Here is a 24,529-nt window from a genome sequence, read left to right on the forward strand (position 1 = left end):
ACCCCAAAAAAGCAGACCGCCATTACCCCCACCCCCCCCCCCCCCCCCCCCCCCTCCCCCCCCCCCCCCCCCCCCCCCCCCCCCCCCCACGGCCGTGTCGTGGGACGGGCGATCCCGGGTACTGCGGAACGCGTGACGCACGACGCACCGCCCGGGCACCGCCCGCGGGAGGGGAACATTAGACTCGACCCGCCCGGCAACAGCTCGATCAGCTCTTACTGCAAGGAGGCACGGGTGCCGCTGCTGACCCGCATCAGGGGACCGCGCGATCTGGACCGGCTCAGCCTGGAGGAGCTGAACCAGCTGGCCGAGGAGATCCGGACCTTCCTCGTCGAGGCGGTCTCCAAGACCGGCGGCCACCTCGGCCCCAACCTCGGTGTGGTGGAGCTCACCATCGCCCTGCACCGGGTCTTCGAGTCCCCCAGGGACAAGGTGCTGTGGGACACCGGTCACCAGTCCTACGTGCACAAACTGCTGACCGGACGGCAGGACTTCTCCCGGCTGAAGATGAAGGGCGGCCTGTCCGGCTACCCCTCGCAGGCCGAGTCCGAGCACGACGTCATCGAGAACAGCCACGCCTCCACCGTCCTCGGCTGGGCCGACGGCATCGCCAAGGCCAACCAGCTGACGCGACGCGACAGCCACGTCGTCGCGGTCATCGGCGACGGCGCGCTGACCGGCGGCATGGCCTGGGAGGCGCTGAACAACATCGCCGACGCCAAGGACCGCCCGCTCGTCATCGTCGTCAACGACAACGAGCGCTCCTACTCGCCCACCATCGGCGGCCTCGCCAACCACCTGGCGACCCTGCGCACCACCGACGGCTACGAGCGCTTCCTGACCCGCACCAAGGACCTCCTGGAGCGCACCCCGGTCGTCGGCCGCCCCCTCTACGACACCCTGCACGGCGCCAAGAAGGGCCTGAAGGACTTCATCGCCCCGCAGGGCATGTTCGAGGACCTGGGCCTGAAGTACGTCGGCCCCATCGACGGCCACGACATCGAGGCCCTGGAGTCCGCCCTGGCCCGCGCCAAGCGCTTCGGCGGCCCGGTGATCGTGCACTGCCTCACCGAGAAGGGCCGCGGCTACCAGCCCGCCCTGGCGGACGAGGCCGACCGCTTCCACGCCGTCGGCAAGATCCACCCCGACACGGGCCTGCCGATCGCCAGCTCCGGCGCCGACTGGACCTCCGTCTTCGGCGAGGAGATGGTCCGGCTCGGCGAGGAGCGCGAGGACATCGTCGCCATCACCGCCGCGATGCTCCAGCCGGTCGGCCTCGACAAGTTCGCCAAGCGCTTCCCCGAGCGGGTCTACGACGTCGGCATCGCCGAGCAGCACGGCGCCGTCTCCGCGGCCGGCCTGGCCCACGCGGGCGTGCACCCCGTCTTCGCCGTGTACGCCACCTTCCTCAACCGCGCCTTCGACCAGGTGCTGATGGACGTGGCCCTGCACAAGTGCGGCGTGACGTTCGTCCTCGACCGGGCCGGCATCACCGGCACCGACGGCGCCTCCCACAACGGCATGTGGGACATGTCGATCCTCCAGGTGGTCCCCGGGCTGCGCCTGGCCGCCCCGCGCGACGCCGACCAGGTCCGCGCCCAGCTGCGCGAGGCCGTCGCCGTCGAGGACGCCCCGACCGTCGTGCGCTTCTCCAAGGGCGCCGTCGGCCCCGCCGTGCCCGCCGTGGGCCGCGTCGGCGGCATGGACGTGCTGCGCGAGCCCGGCACCGACACCCCCGACGTGCTGCTGGTCTCCGTGGGCGCCCTCGCCCCGATGTGCCTGGAGGCCGCCGCCCTCCTCGACCGGCAGGGCATCTCCACCACCGTCGTCGACCCCCGCTGGGTCAAGCCCGTCGACGAGGCCATGGCCCCGCTCGCCGGGAAGCACCGGGTGGTCGTCACCGTCGAGGACAACTCCCGCGTCGGCGGCGTCGGCTCCGCGATCGCCCAGGCCCTGCGCGACGCCGGCGTCGACATGCCGCTGCGCGACTTCGGCATCCCGCCGCGCTTCCTCGACCACGCCTCCCGCGCCGAGGTCCTGGCCGAGATCGGGCTCACCGCCCCCGACATCGCCCGCCAGGTCACCGGCCTGGTGGCCAAGCTCGACGGAAGGTACGAGCGCTCCTCCGCCGACACGGTCGACACGGTGGAGCCGGCCCGCGACTGACCCCCCGACGCCCACGCGTCGCCCGGACGGGCCGCCCGTGCCACTGTGAGGAGTGGCGCGGGCGGCCCGTCCGCGTGAGGGTTCCCATACCGGGGCGTGAGACCTGCGCCCCTCTCGGTGATGCCGGGGACGACAAGCGTGGGAGGTACCCGTGACCAGCCCCCTCTTCCGGACGAAGAACGTCGAGCAGTCCATCCTCGACACCGAGGAACCGGAGCACGCTCTCAAGAAGTCCCTGTCCGCACTGGACCTGACCGTCTTCGGCGTCGGCGTCATCATCGGCACCGGCATCTTCGTCCTCACCGGTACGGTCGCCAAGAACAACGCCGGCCCCGCCACGGCCCTGTCCTTCGCGGTGGCCGGTGTCGTCTGCGCGCTCGCCGCGCTCTGCTACGCCGAGTTCGCCTCCACCGTCCCGGTGGCGGGCTCCGCCTACACCTTCTCGTACGCCTCCCTCGGCGAGCTGCCCGCGTGGATCATCGGCTGGGACCTGGTCCTGGAGTTCGCGCTCGGCACGGCGGTGGTGGCCGTCGGCTGGTCCGGCTACATCCACTCGCTGCTGGACAACGCGGGCTGGCAGCTGCCCGCCGCCCTCGGCACCCGGGACGGCGCCGAGGGCTTCGGGTTCGACGTCCTCGCCGCCGCCCTGGTGCTGGTGCTCACCGGCATCCTCGTCCTCGGCATGAAGCTGTCCGCCCGGGTCACCTCGATCGTCGTCGCCATCAAGGTGACCGTCGTCCTCGTCGTGATCGTCGCGGGCGCCTTCTTCATCACCGCCGACAACTACGTCCCCTTCGTCCCGAGCCCGCAGCCCGTGCCCGCGGGCGACAACCTCGACGCCCCCCTCATCCAGCTGGTGTTCGGCTGGGCGCCGGCCAACTTCGGCGTGATGGGCATCTTCACCGCCGCCTCGGTCGTCTTCTTCGCGTTCATCGGGTTCGACATCGTCGCCACCGCCGCCGAGGAGACCAGGAACCCGCAGCGCGACATGCCCCGCGGCATCCTCGGCTCCCTGTTCATCTGCACCGTGCTGTACGTCGCCGTGTCCCTGGTCGTCACCGGCATGCAGAACTACCGGGACCTGTCCGTGGACGCCCCGCTCGCGGACGCCTTCAAGGCCACCGGGCACCCCTGGTTCGCGGGCTTCATCAGCTTCGGCGCCGCCGTCGGCCTGACGACCGTCTGCATGATCCTGCTGCTCGGCCAGACCCGGGTGTTCTTCGCGATGAGCCGCGACGGACTGCTGCCCCGGTTCTTCTCCCGGGTCCACCCCCGGTTCAAGACCCCGTACCGGCCGACCGTCCTGCTCGGCGTCGCCATCGCGGTCCTCGCGGGCTTCACCCCGCTGAACGAGCTCGCCGCCCTGGTGAACATCGGCACCCTGTTCGCCTTCGTGGTGGTGGCGATCAGCGTGATCATCCTCCGCCGGACCCGCCCCGACCTGCCCCGGGCCTTCCGGGCCCCGCTGGTGCCGCTCCTGCCGATCGTGTCGATCGCCGCGTCGCTGTGGCTGATGCTGAACCTGCCCGCCGAGACCTGGGTCCGGTTCGCCGTCTGGATGGCCCTGGGCTTCGTCGTCTACTTCCTCTACAGCCGCAAGCACAGCCGCCTGTCCCGCGGCGCGGCGACGAGGCCCGGGGAGCCGCTCGAGCCGTCCGGCCCGGGCTCCCCCTGAACCGACGGGCCCGGACCGACGGCCCCGCCCGGACCGCGGGGTCTTTCCGTCCGGGCCGCGATGCCGGTCAGGAGGCCCTGGCCAGCACGAGGACGACGTTGTGACCGCCGAAGCCGAAGGAGTGGCTGACGGCGACGCGGACGTCCTGCCGGCGGGGCTCCCCGGTGACGCAGTCGATCGTGAACCCGGGTGCCGGGGCGTCCAGGTTCGCGATCGGCGGCACCGTGCCGTGCTGGAGGGTGAGCACGGTCAGGGCCGCCTCGACGGCACCCGCCGAGCCCAGGCCGTGGCCGAGCACGCCCTTGGGCGCGGTGACGCTGGGGCGGTGCGGCAGCACCCGGGCGATCAGGGCCGCCTCGCCGGCGTCGTTGAGGGGGGTGGAGGTGCCGTGGGCGTTGACGTGGTCGACGTCGTGCGGGGCCAGGCCCGCGTCCGCCAGGGCGGTGCGCAGGGCCGCCTCCGCGCCCCGGGCGTCCGGAGCGGGCGTGGTGGGGTGGTGGGCGTCCGAGGTGCTGCCGCAGCCCACGAGCCGCGCGCGGACGCGCGCACCGCGGGCGGCCGCGTCCCCGGCCCGCTCCAGGACGAGGACGCCGGCGCCCTCCGCCAGGACGAAGCCGTCGCGGTCGGCGGCGAAGGGCCGGGACGCGGCGGTGACCGCGCCGGTGCGCCCGGACAGGGTGCCCATGCGCCAGAAGGCGGTGGCCGCCAGCGGGGTGACGGCGGCTTCGGTGGCCCCGGCCACCGCGATGTCGCACCGGCCGGAGGCGAGGAGGTCGCGGGCCACGGCGACGGCGGTGGCGCCGGAGGCGCAGGCGGTGGCCGGGGCGAGGCCGGGGCCCCGCGCCCCGAGGTCGATGGAGACCTCTCCGGCCGCCATGTTCGGGACGATCTGGGGGACGGTGAGCGCGGAGACCATGTCGGCGCCCCGTTCCTCCAGGCGCCTGGCCTGCTCCTCGCGCACCGCGTCCGCGCCCAGCCCGCAGCCGATGACGGCGGCGACCCGGTCGCCGTCCCACGTCCGGGGATCGAGGCCGGCGTCGTGCACCGCCTCGCGGGCGGCGAGCACCGCCAGTACGGCGTTGCGGGACATGCGCCAGGCGGTGCGCCCGACACGGCGGTCCAGGTCGTCGCGGGAGAGGGGGACGCGGCAGGAGAAGTCCACGGGCAGGCCGGCCAGCGTCGGGTCGGGGGGGGGGGGGGGGGGGGGGGGGGGGGGGGGGGGAGGGGGAGGGGGGGGGGGGGGGGTGGTTCCCCTGGTCGGGGAGGGGGGGGAAGAGAAAAAAAAATAACCACACACACCCCCCCCCCCCCCCCCCTCCCCCCCCCCCCCCCCCCCCCCCCCCCCCCCCCCCCCCGCCTCCCAGGTGGCGTCGGCGTCCTCCCCGGCGGGGGTGATCAGGCCGAGGCCGGTGACGGCGACGGGCCCGGTCACGAGGAGGTCACCGCCCCCGTGCCGCCCGCGCGCAGGGCGTCGAGGTGGGCGACGACCTCGGCGAGGGTCGTGCCGCGGGAGGCGTGCTCGCCGCTGACCCTCACCCCGAGGCGTTCGTGGAGGATGAGCGTCAGCTCCGTCAGGGCCAGGGAGTCCAGGTCCAGTTGCTCCAGGGTGAGTTCGGGTCGGATCTCGTCCTCGGGGACGCGGAAGGCGTCGGTCAGGACGGAGCGGAGGGTGTCGTAGGTGTCCGGCATGGGGTGTCCTAGCTGTGGTCCGGGGAGGAGGAGGCGGAGCGGGTGAGCTCCGCGATGCCCGCCTCGAATCCGATCGGTGGCTCGAAGCCCAGGTCGCGGCGTGCCGCGGTGAGGTCGAAGTGGTGCGGATGCAGTAGTTCCGCGACCAGGAAGCGGCTCAGGGCGTGGGTGCGGGGGCTGCGGACCGCGCGCAGGAGCGTGTCGCTGATCGCGGCCCCGGCGGTGGCGAGCCGGGGCGGGACGGCGCACCAGCGGGCGTCGATGCCGGCGGCCCGCAGGAAGTGCCGGACGATCTCGCGCAGGGGACGCGGGTCGCCCTGGCCGATGAAGTAGGCCCGGCCGCCCGCCGCCGGTGACCGCCGCAGGCGGTCCAGGGCGAGCAGGTGGGCGTGGGCGGCGGTGCGGACGTGGGTGGTGTCGACGAGGTTGCCGCCGTCGCCGGGCATCGGCAGCAGGCCGGCCCGTACGGTGCGGGCGAGGGCGGGGGCGAAATGAGGGTCGCCCGGCCCCCAGACGATGTGCGGGCGCAGCGAGACGGTGGCCAGCTCCGGGCCGTGCGCGGCCAGCACCAGCGCCTCGGCGCGCGCCTTGGTGGCGGGGTAGGCGGCCAGGTGGTGGAGGGAGAAGGGCAGCTCCTCGGTGACGCCCTCCAGGCCGCCGGGCCGGAAGACGACGCTGGCGGTCGAGGTGTACAGGAGCGTGCGCACCCCGTGGGCGCGGCACTGCTCGATCACGTGGCGGGTGCCGACGACGTTGGTCCTCCAGTAGGGCCGCGGCGGGCCGCTGACCCCGGCCAGGGCGGCGTTGTGGATCACGGCGTCGCAGCCGGCGACGGCACGCGAGACCGCGGCCGTGTCGGCGAGGTCGCCCAGGTGCTGGCGGACGCCCAGCCGTTCCAGCGCGGTGCTGGGGCGGCGGCCCAGGGAGGAGACGGCGTCGCCGCGTGCGCTCAGTCGCCGGCAGATCTCCAGGCCGAGGAAGCCGCTCCCCCCGGTGACCAGTACCTTCACCGGACCCTCCCGCGCAGGCGCCTGGCGGCCCAGCCGGCCAGGCGCATGCGGTCGATCTTGGAGTTGTGCCGGGGGTCGGTGGGATAGCCGGAGCGGATCAGCAGGGCGCCGACGCGGTGGCCTTCCGGATGGCCCTCCAGGGCGGCGCGGACGGCTGCCAGGACGGTGGCGCGGGGTGTGGCGGGCAGGGGCTCCACGCACAGCACGGGCAGTTGGCACACGGCCGTGCCGACGCCGACCAGGGCGGTGCGCCGGACGCCGGGGGCGGCGTCCGCCGTGGCCTCGATGTCCTCGGTGGTCAGGGTGAAGCCGGTGCCGGTGACCAGGTGGGCCCTGCGGCCGAGGAACCACAGCCGGCCCTCGTCGTCGAGCCGGCCGAGGTCCCCGGTGCGGTGCAGCACACCGTGGTCGGTGGCGCTCTTGGCGGCGGCGTCGGCGTCGGGATGCGCGTGATAGGCGGGGCTGACGGCGGGACCGGCGACGGCGATCTCACCGAGCCCGGTGGCGTCGGCGTCCAGGATCCGGGCGCGGACGCCGGGCAGCGGCCGGCCCAGGCAGGTGCCGGCGTGCCCGTCGGGCGGCCGGATCCGTGCGGCCCGCAGCTCGTGGTCGCCGATCGCGGAGACGGGCAGGCACTCCGTGGCGCCGTACACGCTGAGGATCTCGGCGTCGTCCGGCACGACGTCGCGCAGGGCGTCGGCGAGACCGGTGCGCAGCGGGGCGCCGAAGGACAGGACCTGCCGGACGGAGGGCAGGGTGATCCCGCGGCGGCCGCAGTGACGGGCGATCAGGGTGAGGACGGCGGGCGAGGCCAGGACGACGCTCGCCCCGTGCTCCAGGACCGGCCCGACGAGTTCCTCCGGCGGGGTGCGGGCCGGGGCCAGGTGGTTCACGGCCGGGGCGACGGTGGCCAGGCCCAGCAGCGGACCGAGCAGCGCGACCGGCAGGAATCCGGCGAGGAGCACGTCGTCGGGCCGGGGGCCGATCAGTGCCGTCAGCGCGTCGAGCTGTCCGGCCAGGGTGGCGTGGCGGTACTCCGCGCCCTTGGGCCGCCCGGTGGAGCCGGACGTGAAGGCGATCATGGCCAGCTCGTCGCCGTCGGTCTCCCGCACCCGCAGGGGCGGGAGGCCGCCGGCCGGTGCCCGGGTGGCCAGCCGCTGTCCCACAAGGAGCGGCGCGGGACCCGTGACCAGGGGGATCCGGACGTGCGGACGGCCCCACCCCAGGGTCCGGCGCCCGAGGTGGGCCAGGGGTTCGCCGATGAAGACGTCCGGGGCGACGTCCTCGAGGCAGCGCCCGACCTCGGCGCGCGGCTCGATCAGGACGGGGACGGCGCCGAGGGCGACGAGGGCGTACGAGACGGCGGTGAGGTCGTGGGCGTCCCGGGTCATCACGACGGCCTTGTGGCCGGGCCGCACACCGGCGTCCCGCAGGGCCCGCGCGATGTGGTGGCAGCTCCGCACCAGCTCGCCGCGGCTGATCCGCCGGGAGGTCCCCTTGCGGCACTGGACGAGGGCGAGGGCGTCGGGCCGGTCGGCCAGGTGCGCGGCGATGCCGGGAACGGTCACGGTCATGGGGACTCCTGGAGGAAGTCGCGGATGAGGCGGCTCAGTTCGGCGGCGGCGTCCTCCATCACGAAGTGGCCGGCGTCGGGGAAGCGGTGGACGGCGGCACGGGGGAAGCGCCGGACCCACTCCTCCAGCAGGAGCGGGGTGAAGACGGGATCGCGCATGCCCCAGCCGATGAGCAGGGGGAGTTCCGACAGGCCGGCCCCGGCACCGGGGGGTTCGAGCAGCCGCCACACCGGGTCCGCGGGGTCGCGGGGGATCGCGCGGACGGCGTCGGTGACCGCCCGGCGCTCCGAGCGGCGGGCACAGGGCCGCAGATAGGCCCGCCGCTCGGCCGGGAGCAGTGGGCGGTGGACCCCGGCGCGCACGGCGACGCGGGCGAACGCGTTGGTGAGGTGGACGAGTTCGGCGACCGGCCGGTGGTCACGGATCCAGCGCAGGTAGAACGGCAGCCGGAAGCCGTCCGGGAAGGGGAAGGCCACGGTGTTGCAGACGACCAGCCGGGCCACCACGCCCGGACGGCGCAGCGCCCAGGCGGTGCCGAGCGGGCCGCCCCAGTCGTGCAGGACGAACGTCCAGCCCCGCTCGGGCAGGCCCGCGTCGCGCACCAGGTGGCGGTGGAGGATGTCCAGGTTCTCCAGCTGGGCCTCGTAGGGGTCGGGGACCCCGTCCGCCGGCCGCAGGTGCCGGGACAGTCCGAAGCCCGGCAGGTCGGGGGCCAGGCAGCGGGCGTGCGGGGAGAGCCGGTGCAGCAGCTTGCGCCAGACGTAGCTCCACGACGGGTTGCCGTGCAGGAACAGCACCGGCCGCCCGGAGCCGAGGTCGAGATAGTGCTGTCCGGTGACCGGCACGCGCCGCCAGTGCCGGGGCGCGGGGTAGTCCGGCAGCAGCCGCTCCAGGGAAGCGGGATCCGGGACCGGGGCGTGCCCGGCGCGTGCGGTCACCACCGGACGAGGGCCAGGCCGAAGCTGAAACCGCTGGCCAGACCGATCATCGCCACCAGGTCCCCGCTCTCGATGCGGTCGGCCTCGCGCGCCTTGACCAGTTGCAGGGGGAGGGAGGCCGCCGCGCAGTTCCCGTGCTCGGCCACCGCGGGCATGCACCGGTCCTCGGGCAGGGAGAACAGTTCGAGCATCTCGCGGTACTGCGGCATGGCGATCTGGTGGAAGGCGACGAAGGCACTGGTGCGCACCGTCTCGAGCTCTTCGCCGGCGGCGGCCAGGATCCGGGGGACCGCGTCGAGCGCCCCCTGGCGCAGGTCCCCGTTCAGCCGCAGCGTGGTGTGGTCGTCGTGCACGGAGAGGTGGTGCATGGTTCCCCCGCCGGCCACGGTGCAGGCCTCCCAGGCGGCGGAGTTGCTGGCGAACCGCAGGGCCAGGACGCCGGGGTCGCGTTCGCCCGCGGGGCCGGCGGTGAGCACCATCGCGGCACCGGCGTCGGAGGCGGTGTAACCGGGCAGGGCCCTCAGCAGGGCCTGCCGGTCGGGGAGGTGCCAGCGGGTGGCCAGGGTGGCGGGTTCACCGCAGGCGATGAGGACCGTGCGGTAGCGGCCGGTCTCGATGAACGACGTGGCCACCTCCATGGCGTTGAGGACGCTGTTGCAGGCGTTCTTGACGTCGAACACCGGGCAGGAGGCGCCCAGTTTCGCGGCCACGAGGTGGGCCGTGGCGGGTTCGATCAGGTCCTGCGAGGTCGAGGCGAACAGCAGCAGGTCGATGTCGCCGATCCTCAGGTCCGCCTCGTCGAGCGCGCTGCGGGCGGCCGCCACGGCGAGGTCGGAGGCGTTCTCGCCGTCCTCGTGCACGTGGACCCCGCGCACTCCGGTGAGATCCTCCAGCAGACCGGGCGGCGGAGCGTAGCCACCGGTCCCGGCGATCCTGACGCGGATCTCGTCCAAGGTCCGGTAACGGGACGGCAGATGGGCGGAAACGGCTGCGATACGGGCACGGAGGGCTTCGGGCACCGCGTCACCGTAGCGGCGTCACGGCCGTCGGCGGGCCGGAATGCCGTTTGTACGACGATCTCCACCCCAACGAGTGATGCGCAGTGGATTTCTCGCCCCTCACCCCCTTTCAATCCGCACCGGAAGACTTTCAACCGGTCTGCGGAGACGGGGGACTTGGCGATGCATCGAATCGAGCGGGCCGTGGCGGTGGTGGGCGTCGGCTGCCGGCTCCCCGGCGGCATCACGGACCTGGACGGACTGTGGTCCGTGCTGCGCGACGGGCGGGACGTGGTCGGCGAGATGCCCGCCGACCGGCTGCCCCGCGACCGGACGGTCGACCCGGGGACCGTGCGGCCCGGCCGCAGCTACACCGCCGCCGGCGGCTTCCTCGAGGACGTCGCCTCGTTCGACGCGGCCTACTTCGGCATGTCCCCCGCGGAGGCCCGGCACGTCGACCCGCAGCAGCGGCTGCTGCTGGAGATGGCCGCCGAGGCACTGGACGACGCGGCCATCCCCGCCGAGTCGCTGGCCGGTTCGGACACCTGCGTGTACGTGGGCGTCTCCGACGTCGGCTACGGCACCAGCATGATGATGATGCAGGACCACACGAGCCCGCACACCATGCCCGGCGCCACCCTGTCCATCACGGCGAACCGGATCTCGTACGCCTTCGACCTGCGCGGGCCGAGCATGGCCGTCGACACGGCCTGCTCCTCCGCCCTGGTCGCCCTGGACCGCGCCTGCCGCACCCTGCACGAGGGCGCCGGCCGCGTCGCCCTGGCCGGCGGCGTCAACGTGCTGTCCACCCCGTACCCCTTCGCCGGGTTCTCGTACGCGGGCATGCTGTCGCGACGCGGACGCTGCGCGGCGTTCTCCGCCGACGCCGACGGCTTCGTCCGCGCGGAGGGCGGCGCGGTGCTCGTCCTCAAGCGCCTCGCGGACGCGGTGGCGGACGGCGACCGCGTCCACGCCGTGCTGGCCGCCACCGGCAACAACACCGACGGCCGCAGCACCGGCATGATCGTGCCCAGCGCCGAGACGCAGGAGGCGCTGCTGCGCGCGGTCCACGCGGAGGCCGGGATCGACGCGGACGACCTGGTCTACGTCGAGGCCCACGGCACCGGCACCCAGGTGGGCGACCCGGCGGAGGCCGAGGCCATCGGCCGGGCGCTGGGCCGGCGCCGCCGCGGGGGCCCGCTGCCCATCGGCTCGGTGAAGACGAACCTCGGCCACCTGGAGCCCGCCTCCGGGATGGCGGGCCTGCTCAAGGCGATCCTGGTGCTGCGCCACCGGCTGGTGCCGGCGTCCCTGCACGCCCTCCCCCTCAACCCCCGGATCGACTTCGACGGTCTGGGCCTGGCCCCCGCCGTCGCCCCCGTCCCGCTGGACCCGGGGGAGAGGGCCGCCGTGGGCGTGAGCTCCTTCGGCTTCGGCGGGGCCAACGCCCACGCCGTCGTCACCCCGCCCCCCGCCCCCCGGCGGTCCGGACCGAGCCCGGTGCCGGACGGGCGCCCGCTGCCGCTGGTCGTCTCCGCACGGTCCCCCAGGGCGCTGGAGCAGATGGCCGCCCGCCTGGCGGAGCGGCTGCGGGAGACGGAGCCCGGGGACTTCTACGACCTGGCCCACACCAGCACCGTACGGCGCACCGCGCACCCGCACCGCGCCGCCGTACTGGCCGCCGACCCGCAGGACGCCGCCCGGCAGCTGGACCGGCTGGCGGCCGCGGAACCCGCCCGCGGAGCCGTGGTGCGCACGGGCGAGCGGGACGGGACCGCGTTCGTGTTCTCCGGCAACGCCTCCCAGTGGCCGGGCATGGCCGCCGACCTGCTGGAGGGCGAACCGGCCTTCCGCCGGGCCGTCGAGGAGGCCGACGCGGCCCTGGCGCCCCGCCTGGGCTGGTCGGTGGCCAAGGAACTGGCCCACCCGTCCCCGGGAAGGTGGCGGCGCACCGAGGTGGCCCAGCCCGCCCTGTTCGCCGTGCAGGTGGGCCTGACCGCGCTGCTGGCCTCGTACGGCGTGCGCCCCCGGGCGGTGGCCGGACACAGCGTCGGCGAGGTCGCCGCCGCCCACGCCGCCGGGGTCCTGACCCTGGAACAGGCGGCGCGGGTGATCGCCGAGCGCAGCCGCACCCAGGGCGCCACGGCGGGTCGGGGCCGCATGGCCGCCGTCGGCCTGTCCGAGGAACGGGCCCGGGAGGAACTGCTCCGTCACCACGGCGCACTGGAGATCGCGGGGGTCAACAGCGGGAGCGACGTGACCGTCGCCGGGGACGCCGACGCACTGGCGGACTGGGGGGCCGAACTGACCGGCCGCGGCGTCTTCTTCCGCGAACTGGACCTCGACTACGCCTTCCACAGCCGGGCCATGGACCCCGTCAGGCAACCGCTGCTCGACGCGCTCGACGGGCTCGAACCCGCCCCGGCCCGGATCCCGTTCGTCTCCACCGTCACCGGCACCCCGCTGGACGGGCCGGAACTCGACGCCGAGTACTGGTGGCGCAACGTCCGCGAGCCCGTCCGGTTCGCCGAGGCCGCCGCCCACCTCGCCGCCGAACACGCCGGCGTCGTGGTCGAGATCGGCCCGCACCCGGTGCTGCGCCCCTATCTGCGCCGCACCGGCGCCGCCTGCGTCGCCACCCTGCACCGCGACGGGGACGGCCCCCGCGAGACCGCGGCGGCCGTCGCCGCCGCGCTCGCCGCCGACACCGCGACCGACTGGCGGCACCACTTCCCCCGCCCCGGCCGGGTGGTCGACCTGCCCGCCTACGCGTGGCAGCGCGAACGGTACTGGCACGGCACCGCGCACGACCGGGTGGCGGGCACCAGCGGCAGCGGCCTGCTGGACCACCCCCTGGTGGGCGAGCGGATGCCCGCCCCGCACCCCGTGTGGCACGGCACCGTCGAACCGCAACTGGTGCCCTGGCTGGGCGACCACAGGATCGGGGACGACGTCCTCATGCCGGCCGCCGCCTACGTGGAGATGGCCCTGAGCGCCGGCCGGCGGGCCCTGGACCGCCCGGTGGAGGTACGGCACCTGGAGATCGGCCGCCCGCTGTCCGTGCCGTGGCCGGACCCGACACCGGTCGCCCTGCAGACCGCGGTCACCCCCGACGACGGCGCCCTGACCATCAGCGTCCGCGAGGAGCACGGCGGGGAGTGCCTGCCCGTCGTGCGCGCCCAGGTCCGCACCCTGCTCGGCACGGCACCGGACCCGCTCGACGTCGACGCGCTCCGGGCACGCTGCGACCGGCGCGTCGACGGCCCGGACTTCTACCGGACGTGCCACGGCATCGGTCTGAACTGCGGGCCGGACTTCCAGCTCATCGACCGCATCGACGCCGGCGACGGCGAGGTGCTGGTCGGCTACCGGCTGGAGCACGCCGCCGACGCCTACACCGCCCACCCGGTCCTGATCGACGCGCCGCTGCAGGCCACCGTGGCCCTCGCCGGGGCGGAGTCCGCCGCGTTCCTGCCGACCGTGTTCGGCTCCGTACGCGTGTGGCGCACCCCCGCGCCCACCGGCGTCGTGCACCTGCGCCGCCGCAGCCGCAGCGCCAACGAGATGTGCTGGGACATCACCTACGCCGACGAGGACGGCACGGTCACCGCCGAGATCGACGGCTGCCGCACCCGCCGCGGCCACCTGGCCGAGCGCACCCCGCTGACCGTCCAGCGCACCGTCCTGAGGGCCGCCCCCCACCGGGGGACCCCCGCCCCGCCCTCCCCGCTCCCCGAGCCCACCGAGGTGGCGCGCGCCGCCGGGCCGCGCATCGCCGCCGCGCGCGCCGCCCTGGACGACGGCGGCCACCGCCGGTTCACCACCGCCGCCGAGCAGGTGGGCGCCCACTGCTGGGCCCGGACGCTGCGCGGTCTGCTCACCGACCCCGCGGCCCCGTTCTCGATGGACGACCTGGTAGCCGGGGGCCTGCAGCCCCGGCACCGCCGGCTGGTGCGGCTGATGCTGCCGCTGCTGGCCGAGCACGGCCTCGCCCGGCCGGCGGGGGAGGCCTGGCAGCTGACCGGCGCGGAGATCCGGGCCGGGGCGCTGCTGCGCGGCCTGATCGAGGACCACCCCGGGTACGGCGCCGAGACGCTGCTCCTCAACCGGCACCTGCGCCGGCTGCCCGACGTGGTGCGGGGACGCACCGACGCGCGTGAACTCCTGCCGGCCGGGGACAGCCTCCACGAGCAGCTCCACGAGACCGGCCCGGCCCACCGCTTCGCCCACCGCGCCGTGCAGGCGCTGCTCGGTGACATCGTCGCCCGCTGGCCCGCCGACCGTCCGCTGCGCGTCCTGGAGGTCGGTGCGACCACCACCGCCCTGACGGCCGCGGCCCTGCCCGTGCTGCCGGCCGACCGGACCCGCTACACCTGCGCGGCCGCCCACGGCAGCGTACTCACCCGCGCCGAACACCGTTTCGCCGCCTACGACTTCGTCGACCACCGCACCCTGGACCCGGACGCCGACCTGATCGGCCAGGGCCTGCCCCGAGGCGGTTTCGACCTGGTCCTCGCGGGCGACGCCCTGCACGCCACCACCGACCTGGCCGCGACCCTGCGTCGGCTGCACGCCGTCCTGGCCCCCGGCGGGCACCTGCTGGCCACCGAACCGCACCACGCCCCGCTCCAGGCCCTGCTGTCCGGCACGCTGAACGACTTCTGGGAGCGCGGCGACCACACGCTGCGCCCCGCCTGCCGCGTCCTTCCCCGCGACCGGTGGGCACCGCTGCTGCGGCAGTGCGGCTTCTCCGGAGTGGCGCAGACCGGGCCCGAGGACCGTTCCGTCCTCCTCGCCGCGGCGGACCACGGCCGCGGACCGAACCCCGAGCCGCTGCGGGCGGCTCCCGGCACCGCCTGGGTGATCGCCGTCGAGGACGACACCGAGACGGCGACCGCGCGGGCGCTGGCCGCACACCTGGGGAAGGCCGCCGTCGTCACCGCACCGGACGAGGCCGCCGTCTGGAGCGGGTCCCTGCCCACCGGGCCCGATCCGCACGTCGTCCTGCTGCTCGCCGAACCCGGCCCGCACGAGACCGTCACCCGGACCACCCGCCGCGCGGCCCTCCTGCGCTCCCTGGCCGCCGCCTGCGACGGCCTGGAGGGCGCCGCGCGCCCCCGGATCTGGCTCGTCACGCGCCCGACCGGCCTGTTCCCGGCCCCGGAGCAGCCGGCGCACCCGGTGGATGCGGCCGTCTGGGCGGCCTGCCGCACCCTCGCCAACGAGCGTCCCGACCTGTCCCTGCGGCGCCTGTCGTGCCACCGCACCGGTGACGCCGGCGCCGACGCCCGCCGTCTGGCCGGCGAGCTCCTCGCCCCCGGCGACGACGACCGGAACGCCCGGGAGGACGAGGTCGTCCTGACCGCCCGGGGCCGGTTCGTCCCCCGGCACGTCCAGCACCCGGCGGACGAGCCCCCCGGCGTCCCCGCCGGCGCGCCGTTCCTCCTGGAGGCCCGCGACCCCGGCCTGCGCCGGCGGCTGGTCTGGCGGCGGACGGACATGCCCGAACCCGGGCCGGGCGAGGTGGCCGTCGAGATGCGGGCCGTGGCCCTGAACTACCGCGACCCCATGCGGGCCAACGGCCTGCTGCCGCCCGAAGCGGTGGAGAACAGCCCCCTCGGCCGCGGACTGGGCACCGACGGCGCCGGCGTCGTGCGCGCCGTGGGAGAGGGGGTGCGGGACCTGAAGCCGGGCGACCGGGTCTGCGGCCTCGTGCCCGCCGCCCTCGCCTCCCACGCCGCGACCCCCGCCGCCGCCGTCGTCCGCATCCCCGACGGGCTGGACTTCACGGAAGCGGCGACCTTCCCCGTCGCCTTCCTGACCGTCCACCAGACCCTGGTCAACCAGGCCCGCCTCGCCCCCGGGGAGACCGTGCTGGTGCACGGCGGAGCCGGCGCGGTGGGCCTGGCCGTCCTGCAGTGCGCCCGCCGCCAGGGCGCCCGCGTCATCGCCACCGCCGGCACGGAGACCAAGCGGGACCTGCTGCGCACGCTCGGCGTCGCGCACGTGCTCGACTCCCGCAGCCTGGACTTCGTCCCCCGCGTGCGGGAGCTGACCGGCGGCCGGGGCGTGGACGTCGTGGTGAACTCCCTCAGCGGCGAGGCCATCGCCCGGGGACTCGACCTCCTGCGCCCCAACGGCCGCTTCGTCGAACTCGGCAAGAAGGACATCTTCCTCAACAACCCGATCACACTGCGCCCCTTCGACCGCAGCCTCACGTTCATCGGGTTCAACCTCGACGCCGTCGTCGACTCCCCGGAGCTGAGCTCCCGCCTCCTGGAGGACTTCGAGGCGGAGGCCGCATCCGGCACCTACCGGCCCCTGCCCCACACGGTCTACCCCGCCGCCCGGGTCGAGGAGGCCTTCCACCTGCTGCAGCACTCCCGGCACACCGGGAAGGTCGTCGTCACCTTCGACCCCCTGGACGAACCCGTCCCGGTGGAACCCGCACCCGGAACCCCCCGCCTGGACGGCGGGGGCACCTACCTGGTCACCGGCGGACTGAGCGGGCTCGGGGCCGCCACCGCCCGCCGGCTGGCCGACCGCGGGGCCCGGCACCTGGCCCTGCTCTCCCGTCGCGGACCCGACGCCCCCGAGGCACCCGCCCTGCTCCGGGAACTCGCCGACCGCGGCGTGCACGCCACCGCCCACGCCGCCGACGTCACCGAGGAAGCCGCGGTGCGTCGGGTCATCGAGGCCGTGGACGCCGGCGGGCACCCCCTGCGCGGCGTCGTGCACGCGGCGATGCACATGGACGACGCGGCGCTGTCCGACCTCACCGACGACCGGTTCGCCGCCGTACTGGCGCCCAAGGCGGCGGGCGCTGCCCTGCTGGACCGCCTCACCGCCGACCGCGACCTGGACCTGTTCCTCGCCCACTCCTCCGTCTCCGCGGGCATCGGCAACCCGGGGCAGGCCGCCTACGCGGCGGCCAACGCCTACCTGGAGGCCCTCGCCCGGGCCCGGCGCGCCGCCGGCCGGCCGGGCACGGCGCTGGCCTGGGGGCCGGTCGGCCAGACCGGCTACGTCGCCCGCAGCGGCATGGGAACCGCCATGACCGAGCGCGGCCTCGAACTCCTCACCCCCGACGAGGTCCTGGCCGCCACCGACCGCCTCCTGGCCGCCGGCGCCGACGTCGCCGGAGCGGGCCGCTACCGCTGGGGAGCCGCGCGCCACCTGCTGCCCGCCCTGGCCGCTCCCCGGTTCGCCCCCCTGGCCCCGTCGTCCTCCGCGGCCTCCCCGGACGCCCGCGACGAACTCCTGCGGATGCTGGCGGGCCTTCCGGCGGACGAGGCGGTGCACAGGATCACCGACACCCTCACCCAGCTCCTCGCGGGCGTCCTGCAGACCGATCCGGCCGACCTGGACCCCGCGCGCAACGTCACCGACTTCGGACTGGACTCGCTGCTGGGCATGCAGTTCCTGGTCCAGGCGAGGGACCTCCTCGGCGTCCGCCTCTCACCGGCCGACCTGGCCACCGGACGCACCCTGGCCCACTTCGCCCGCCTGGTCCACCAGCGACTGGACCCGGCCACCACCGGCGAGCTGGAGTAGGCGGAGGCGGGCGCCGGCCGCACCGGGTCCCCGGTACGGCCGGCGGGGCCGCGGGTCTCAGCGGGGCACGGACCGCGGGCCGGTGACGTCCGCCCCCAGGGCCGCCACCCTGCGGCGCAGTCCGCGGTCGGCGGTGACGACCAGGACGGGGCGGTCGCCGGCCCCGGCCACCAGGGCGACCACGTGGTCGTCGCCGCTGCCCGGGGCGGACTCCACCCGGACGCCCGGCACCGGTTCCACCCCGCGGGCCGCGCCCTCGACCACCAGGACGACCTCCACCGGGCCGTCGCGGCCGGGCAGGCCGTCCGACGCCAGCCGGTCGCGCAGGCGTTCCGCGGCGCCCCGGCGGTCCCGCCACCAGCCGTCGGGCACCGACCCGACGACGTTCGCGGCGTCGACGATCACGAGCAGGGCGGCGGTGTCGTTCATCCGGCCAGGGTCCCACGGAACGGCCGGTGAGCAGGGGCCCGGCCCGTCGCCGGCCGGTCCGCTTGCGTAGGGTGAAACGGTGAACGGCGACTGGCTCCTGTGCGGCCGCGACGGCCGCCTCACCGTCTACCTGCCGTCGGACGACGCCGTCCTGTGCCGTGCGGAACTCGCCCCCGGCGGCCCGTGGGAGGCGCCGCGCAGGATCGGCGGTCCCCAGAGACTGCACCCGGGCGTAGCCGTCGGCCAGGGCGCCGACGGCTACGCCCATCTCGTCGCCTGGCGGCCCACGGTGACCGGCGAGTCCGGCCTGGTGCACTCCACCCACTTCCGCCCGCGGCTCTCCCCCCTGGACTGGACCCCGGTCGGTCACCCCGACAAGAAGGGCGACCGCACCGGACCGCCGGCGGTCGCCGTCGACGACCGGGGGCGCGCCCACGTCTTCGTCCGCAACCGGGGCGGCGGGGTGAGCCTGCTGGCGCAGAAGGAGAAGGGCGGCTGGAACCCGTGGCGGCACCTCGAGGGGTCCGAGGGGGAGGACGTCCGGGACGGACTCGCGGCCGTGACGGGGGAGTCGGGCCTGGTCGAACTGTACGCGGCCGTCCCGGGAGGGCTCCTGCACTGGCGTCAGGAGGAGCCCGGCGGGCCGCCGGTGCGGACCGGGCGCGTGGACGCGCCCGTCCGGCCGGGCACCCTGAGCGCGCTGGCCACCTCCGCCGAGCACACCACCCTCTTCTTCACCGACGAGAGCGAGGGGCTGTGCGCCTGGCGGCCCGGTGCCCCGGACGGCCGGCCGGCGACCCTGCTCCCCGCGGCCGGGCCGGGCCCGGTCTCCGCCGTGCGCTGCGTCATCGAGGGGCACGACTGCACGGTGCTCGCCCAGCGGTCGGCGAGCGGCCGCGCCGCCTTCGCCGCGTATCCCACCGAGCGGGAGGCGGCCGGCGCCTGGTGGACCGAGTCGGGCCCCCCGCTGCCGACCGGCGCCGCGGTGTCCGTGGCCCTGGACGAGCACGGGGAGGTCGTCGCGGCCGCCCTCTCCCCGTCCACCGGCGCGCTGCTGCTCACCCGCCGCAAGGACGAACCGGGGCTCGCCCTGCGGGCCTGGCGGGAGGTCTGAGGGGCTCCCGCGGAGCCGTCCGGGGAAGGGACCCGGGCACGGGCCGGAAAGGGACCCGGGCACGCGTCCGCCCCCGCCGCTGCGGAGAGCGACGGGGGCGGACGGGAGGCGCGGGGCCGTGGTGGCCGGGGAGTTACGCCGGGACCGAAGCCACCCCGGGCTCCAGGAACCGCTTGCCGTTCACCCGCTCGGAGACGCCCTCACGGTCCAGGTACGGCGTGATGCCGCCCAGGTGGAAGGGCCAGCCGGCACCGGTGATCAGGCACAGGTCGATGTCCTGGGCCTCGGCGACGACGCCCTCGTCGAGCATCAGCCCGATCTCCTGGGCCACCGCGTCCAGCACCCGCGCCCGCACCTGCTCCTCGGTGAGGACGGTGTCGCCCTGCTCCAGCAGCGCGGCGACCTCGGGGTCCAGCTCGGGCTTGCCGCTGTCGTGGACGTAGAAGCCGCGCTTGCCCGCCTCGACGACCCGCTTGAGGTTCGGGGAGACCGTGAAGCGGTCCGGGAACGCCTTGTTCAGCGTCTCCGAGACGTGCAGGCCGATGGCCGGGCCGACCAGCTCCAGCAGGACCAGCGGCGACATCGGCAGACCGAGCGGCTCGACCGCCCGCTCGGCGACCTCGACCGGGGTGCCCTCGTCGATCACGTTCTGGATCTCGCCCATGAAGCGGGTCAGGATGCGGTTCACGACGAACGCCGGGGCGTCCTTCACCAGCACCGCGGTCTTCCTCAGCTTCTTGGCGACGCCGAACGCCGTGGCCAGCGAGGCGTCGTCGGTCTGCTCGCCGCGGACGATCTCGAGCAGCGGCAGGACGGCGACCGGGTTGAAGAAGTGGAAGCCGACGACCCGCTCGGGGTGCTTCAGCTTCGACGCCATCTCCGTCACCGACAGCGAGGAGGTGTTGGTGGCGAGGATCGCGTGCGCCGGGGCGACCGCCTCGACCTCGGCGAACACCTTCTGCTTGACGCCCATCTCCTCGAAGACCGCCTCGATGACGAAGTCGGCGTCCGCGAAGCCCTCGGCCTTGTCCAGCACACCGGAGACCAGCGCCTTGAGGCGGTTGGCCTTGTCCTGGTTGATGCGGCCCTTGCCGAGCAGCTTGTCGATCTCGGCGTGGACGTAACCGACGCCCTTGTCGACGCGCTCCTGGTCGATGTCGGTCAGCACGACCGGCACCTCCAGGCGGCGCAGGAACAGCAGCGCGAGCTGGGAGGCCATCAGGCCGGCGCCGACGACGCCGACCTTGGTGACCGGGCGGGCCAGGCTCTTGTCCGGGGCGCCGGCGGGACGCTTGCCGCGCTTCTGCACCAGGTTGAAGGCGTAGATGCCGGAGCGCAGCTCGCCGCCCATGATCAGGTCGGCGAGCGCCTGGTCCTCGGCGTCGTAGCCCTGCTGGAGGTCGCCGTTCCTGGCGGCGGCGATGATGTCCAGGGCGCGGTAGGCGGCCGGGGCGGCGCCGTGCACCTTGGAGTCGGCGATGGAGCGGCCCCTGGCGACGGCCTGGTCCCAGGCCTCACCGCGGTCGATCACCGGGCGCTCGATCCCGATCTCGCCCTTGAGGACGGCCGCGGTCCAGGTCAGCGACTGCTCCAGGAAGTCCGCGCCCTCGAAGATCGCGTCCGCGATGCCGAGCTCGTAGACCTGCTCGCCCTTGAGCTGCTTGTTCTGGTTGAGGCTGTTCTCGATGATCACCGAGACGGCCTTGTCGGCGCCGATCAGGTTCGGCAGCAGGGTGCAGCCGCCCCAGCCGGGGACCAGGCCGAGGAAGACCTCGGGCAGCGAGAACGCCGGGAGGGCCGCGGACACCGTGCGGTAGGTGCAGTGCAGCCCGATCTCGACGCCACCGCCCATGGCGGCGCCGTTGTAGTACGCGAAGGTCGGCACGGCCAGCTTCGACAGCCGCTTGAAGACGTCGTGGCCGCCCTTGCCGATGGCGAGTGCGTCCTCGTGCCGCTTGAGCAGCTCGACGCCCTTGAGGTCGGCGCCGACGGCGAAGATGAACGGCTTGCCGGTGACGCCGACGCCGACGATCTCGCCGTCCGCGGCCTCCTTCTCGACCCGGTCGATCGCGGCGTCGATGTTCGCCAGCGACTGCGGGCCCAGCGTGGTCGGCTTGGTGTGGTCGTGACCGTTGTCGAGGGTGATCAGGGCGAAGCGCCCGGCGCCCAGCGGGAGGTCGAAGTGGCGTACGTGCGCCTGCGTGACGACCTCGCCCGGGAACAGCTCGGCCGCACCCTTCAGAAGCTCTGCGGTGGTGCTCACTTGTCCCCCTCGAAGTGCGGGTTCTCCCAGATGACCGTCGCGCCCATGCCGAAGCCGACGCACATGGTGGTGAGGCCGTAGCGGACCTGTGGCTGCTCCTCGAACTGGCGGGCCAGCTGCGTCATCAGCCGGACGCCGGAGGAGGCCAGCGGGTGCCCGAAGGCGATGGCGCCGCCGTACTGGTTGACGCGCGCGTCGTCGTCGGCGATGCCGTAGTGCTCCAGGAAGGCGAGGACCTGGACGGCGAAGGCCTCGTTGATCTCGAACAGGCCGATGTCGGAGATGGACAGGCCCGCCTGCGCGAGCGCCTTCTCCGTGGCCGGGATCGGGCCGTAGCCCATGACCTCGGGCTCCACGCCGGCGAAGGCGTAGGAGACCAGGCGCATCTTGACCGGCAGCCCGTTCTCGCGGGCGAAGTCCTCGGAGGCGATGACCGAGGCGGTGGCGCCGTCGTTCAGACCGGCCGCGTTGCCGGCGGTGACCCGGCCGTGGACCCGGAACGGCGTCTTGAGGTTCGCCAGGTTCTCCAGGGTGGTGCCCGGGCGCATCGGCTCGTCGGCGGTGACCAGGCCCCAGCCGGTCTCGCCGCCCTCGGGGTTGGTGCGGCGCACCGAGACCGGCACCAGGTCGGCCTGGATCTTGCCGTTGGCGTACGCCTTGGCGGCCTTCTCCTGCGAGCGCACCGCGTACTCGTCGGCGCGCTGCTTGGTGATGGTCGGGTAGCGGTCGTGCAGGTTCTCCGCGGTCATGCCCATGAACAGGGCGGACTCGTCGACCAGCTTCTCGGAGACGAAGCGCGGGTTCGGGTCGACGCCCTCGCCCATCGGGTGGCGGCCCATGTGCTCGACACCGCCCGCGATGGCGACGTCGTACGCGCCGAAGGCGACGGAGCCGGCCACCGTGGTGACGGCGGTCAGGGCGCCCGCGCACATGCGGTCGATGGAGTAGCCCGGGACCGAGGTGGGCAGGCCCGCGAGGATGCCGGCCGTGCGGCCGATGGTCAGGCCCTGGTCGCCGATCTGCGTGGTCGCGGCGATGGCGACCTCGTCGATCTTCTTGGGGTCGAGACCCGGGTTGCGGCGCAGCAGCTCCCGGATCGCCTTCACGACGAGGTCGTCGGCACGGGTCTCGTGGTAGATGCCCTTCGGGCCCGCCTTGCCGAACGGGGTGCGGACGCCGTCGACGAAGACGACGTCCCTGACGGTACGAGGCACGATGGCTCTCCTCCAGGGTGCGGGATGGCACTGCTGCGTTGCGCTGAGCGCGCGCTCAGAGCCCATGCTACTTGTGGGTAACGTAGCAGCCCAGTCCCCCCGCCCCAAGCGGTGAAGGTCACACCCCGGCGTCACTCCTTCGGCGTCACGCCCCCGGCGGAGCCGCCGAGCCGCGCGGGGCGCGGACCGGGGCCGGCGCCGGGTGCGAGCCGGGTTCCTCCCCGGCGATCACCCCGGACGGCGCCCGCGCCGCGCCCGCGCCGGCCGTGCGCGTCGCGGGGGTGCCGGGCAGGCGCCGCCCGCCGCCGGACCAGGGAGTGTCGTCCGGAGCAGGCCGGCTCCGGGAAACGGCGCCTGGCGGCCGGGCCGAGCGGGGTCCGGTGCGTGCAGCCGCACGGCGGAGGAGGGAGTCGACGCCATGGGGGTCCCCCTGCTCGGGCGAAGCCGAGAGTTCGGGGGAGTGCGTGCCGGACCCCGCGACCCGCGGCAGGATCCGGGCGGCACCTCCTAGGCCCCCTGCTCGTCGCCGGAGGCCAGCGCGGCGACCAGCACCGGCGTCACCTGCTCCACCTGCCAGGCCCGCGCCCCGTACCCCGCCAGCGCGGCGGCGACCGACCGGGCGTCGGCCGGCCTCGGCGGCTCCCAGCACACCCGGCGCACCGTGTCCGGGGTGATCAGGTTCTCCTGCGGCATGTTCAGCCGTTCGGCGAGCGCGCCGATCCCGGCCCGGGCCGCGGAGAGCCGGGCGGCGGCCGCCGGGTCCTTGTCGGCCCACGCGCGCGGCGGCGGGGGGCCGGTCACCGGCTGGCCGGACTGGGGCAGCTGGGACTCGCTCAGCGCCCTGGCCCGGTCGACGGCCGCCTGCCACTGCTCCAGCTGGCGCCGTCCCGCGCGCTGCCCGAAGCCGTTCAGCGCGGCCAGGGCGTGGGTGTCGGCCGGCAGGGCGAGCGCGGCCTCCACGATGGCCGCGTCCGGGAGCACCTTGCCGGGGGAGACGTCCCGGCGCCGGGCGATCCGGTCGCGGGTCTGCCACAGCTCCCGTACGACGGCCAGCTGCCGGCGCCGGCGCACCTTGTGCATGCCGGAGGTGCGCCGCCAGGGGTCCTTGCGGGGCTCCGGCGGCGGGGCCGAGGCGATCGCGTCGAACTCCTGCCGGGCCCACTCCAGCTTGCCCTGCCGGTCCAGCTCCTTCTCCAGGGCGTCCCGCAGGTCGACCAGGAGCTCGACGTCGAGGGCGGCGTAGCGCAGCCAGGGCTCGGGCAGCGGGCGGGTGGACCAGTCGACGGCGGAGTGGCCCTTCTCCAGCGCGTAGCCGAGCACGTTCTCGACCATGGCGCCGAGGCCGACCCGCGGGAACCCGGCCAGCCGGCCGGCCAGCTCGGTGTCGAACAACCGCGTCGGCACCATCCCCGTCTCGCGCAGGCAGGGCAGGTCCTGGGTGGCGGCGTGCAGCACCCACTCGGCGCCGGACAGCGCCTCGCCCAGGGCGGACAGGTCGGGGCAGGCGACGGGGTCGATCAGCGCGGTCCCGGCGCCCTGGCGGCGCAGCTGGACGAGGTAGGCGCGCTGGCCGTAGCGGTAGCCGGAGGCGCGTTCGGCGTCCACGGCGACGGGGCCGGTGCCCGCGGCGAAGGCGGCGACCGCCTCGGCGAGGGCGGCCTCGTCCGCGATCACGGGCGGAATGCCCTCGCGCGGTTCGAGCAAGGGGATCGGCGCCTCCGTAGCAGAAGATCCGCCGTCGTCCGGAGGGGCGCCTCCGGTGGTTCGCAGTGAGCTGTCTGCTGCGGTGTCGTGGGCGTCGGTCACATGTCAAGAGTATCCGTGCCGCGAAGGGGGGGGGGGGAGGGGGAGGGGGGGGGGGGGGGGGGGGGGGGGGGGGGGGGGGAGGGAGGGGGGGGGGGGGGG

General features: G+C 75.1%; 14 protein-coding genes. 4 read left to right on the forward strand and 10 right to left on the reverse strand.

The annotated features are described in order from the left end of the window. The first annotated feature begins 234 nt into the window (after positions 1-234). Together dxs and ACZ56B_RS16790 are read left to right on the forward strand one after the other, a co-directional pair. Positions 235-2,166, forward strand: coding sequence for a 1-deoxy-D-xylulose-5-phosphate synthase (gene dxs, locus ACZ56B_RS16785; RefSeq protein ID WP_468790622.1), 1,932 nt, complete (start codon positions 235-237; stop codon positions 2,164-2,166). A 151-nt stretch (positions 2,167-2,317) separates the two neighbouring features. After that, a complete protein-coding gene (locus ACZ56B_RS16790; RefSeq protein WP_468790530.1) occupies positions 2,318-3,841 on the forward strand; it encodes an amino acid permease in 1,524 nt (507 codons plus the stop codon). Between the two features lie 67 nt (positions 3,842-3,908). Here the strand turns inward: ACZ56B_RS16790 and ACZ56B_RS16795 are convergent, their stop codons facing one another. Genes ACZ56B_RS16795 through ACZ56B_RS16820 form a run of 6 tightly spaced genes read right to left on the reverse strand, consistent with a single transcriptional unit; the run spans position 3,909 to position 10,071 of the window. Next, on the reverse strand, positions 3,909-5,273 hold the full coding sequence (locus ACZ56B_RS16795; RefSeq protein WP_468790531.1) for a beta-ketoacyl-[acyl-carrier-protein] synthase family protein: 1,365 nt from the start codon (positions 5,271-5,273) through the stop codon (positions 3,909-3,911). Next, entirely contained in the window at positions 5,270-5,530 is a 261-nt protein-coding gene (locus ACZ56B_RS16800; RefSeq protein WP_468790532.1) for an acyl carrier protein, read from the reverse strand. Before ACZ56B_RS16800 ends, ACZ56B_RS16795 begins: the two co-directional genes overlap by 4 nt. Before the next feature lie 8 nt (positions 5,531-5,538). Further along, positions 5,539-6,540, reverse strand: coding sequence for an NAD-dependent epimerase/dehydratase family protein (locus ACZ56B_RS16805; RefSeq protein WP_468790533.1), 1,002 nt, complete (start codon positions 6,538-6,540; stop codon positions 5,539-5,541). Continuing rightward, the gene (locus ACZ56B_RS16810) at positions 6,537-8,114 is read right to left on the reverse strand and encodes an AMP-binding protein (protein ID WP_468790534.1); all 1,578 of its coding nucleotides are present in this window, start codon (positions 8,112-8,114) and stop codon (positions 6,537-6,539) included. Before ACZ56B_RS16810 ends, ACZ56B_RS16805 begins: the two co-directional genes overlap by 4 nt. Further along, positions 8,111-9,052, reverse strand: a complete 942-nt coding sequence (locus ACZ56B_RS16815) for an alpha/beta fold hydrolase (protein WP_468790535.1) — start codon at positions 9,050-9,052, stop codon at positions 8,111-8,113. The genes ACZ56B_RS16810 and ACZ56B_RS16815 overlap by 4 nt, the downstream gene beginning before the upstream one ends. Beyond that, a complete protein-coding gene (locus tag ACZ56B_RS16820; protein ID WP_468790536.1) occupies positions 9,049-10,071 on the reverse strand; it encodes a 3-oxoacyl-ACP synthase III family protein in 1,023 nt (340 codons plus the stop codon). The genes ACZ56B_RS16815 and ACZ56B_RS16820 overlap by 4 nt, the downstream gene beginning before the upstream one ends. Before the next feature lie 162 nt (positions 10,072-10,233). Between ACZ56B_RS16820 and ACZ56B_RS16825 the strand changes: the two genes are divergently transcribed. Then, positions 10,234-17,604 carry an SDR family NAD(P)-dependent oxidoreductase gene (locus ACZ56B_RS16825; RefSeq protein ID WP_468790623.1) on the forward strand — a complete coding sequence of 2,457 codons (7,371 nt, stop codon included), beginning with the start codon at positions 10,234-10,236 and terminating at the stop codon, positions 17,602-17,604. A gap of 57 nt (positions 17,605-17,661) precedes the next feature. On the opposite strand, the gene ACZ56B_RS16830 is transcribed toward ACZ56B_RS16825, so the two are convergent. Next, positions 17,662-18,033, reverse strand: a complete 372-nt coding sequence (locus ACZ56B_RS16830; RefSeq protein WP_468790537.1) for a PIN domain-containing protein — start codon at positions 18,031-18,033, stop codon at positions 17,662-17,664. Positions 18,034-18,112: 79 nt separating this feature from the next. Here ACZ56B_RS16830 and ACZ56B_RS16835 point away from each other — a divergent pair, with 79 nt between their 5' ends. Continuing rightward, positions 18,113-19,147 (forward strand): PLL family lectin, encoded by a 1,035-nt coding sequence (locus tag ACZ56B_RS16835; protein ID WP_468790538.1) that lies wholly within the window; start codon positions 18,113-18,115, stop codon positions 19,145-19,147. 133 nt (positions 19,148-19,280) lie between these two features. Here the strand turns inward: ACZ56B_RS16835 and ACZ56B_RS16840 are convergent, their stop codons facing one another. The 3 genes from ACZ56B_RS16840 to ACZ56B_RS16850 all read right to left on the reverse strand — a co-directional run bounded on the left by ACZ56B_RS16840 (position 19,281) and on the right by ACZ56B_RS16850 (position 24,430). Continuing rightward, positions 19,281-21,410: a 3-hydroxyacyl-CoA dehydrogenase NAD-binding domain-containing protein gene (locus ACZ56B_RS16840; protein ID WP_468790539.1), complete on the reverse strand. Its 2,130-nt coding sequence runs from the start codon at positions 21,408-21,410 to the stop codon at positions 19,281-19,283. Beyond that, complete coding sequence (locus ACZ56B_RS16845) at positions 21,407-22,624, reverse strand: thiolase family protein (protein WP_468790540.1); 1,218 nt, start codon at positions 22,622-22,624, stop codon at positions 21,407-21,409. Before ACZ56B_RS16845 ends, ACZ56B_RS16840 begins: the two co-directional genes overlap by 4 nt. Before the next feature lie 507 nt (positions 22,625-23,131). Beyond that, complete coding sequence (locus tag ACZ56B_RS16850; RefSeq protein WP_468790541.1) at positions 23,132-24,430, reverse strand: ribonuclease D; 1,299 nt, start codon at positions 24,428-24,430, stop codon at positions 23,132-23,134. Positions 24,431-24,529 lie beyond the last annotated feature (99 nt).

The organism is Streptomyces sp. NPDC034670, assembly GCF_055574875.1.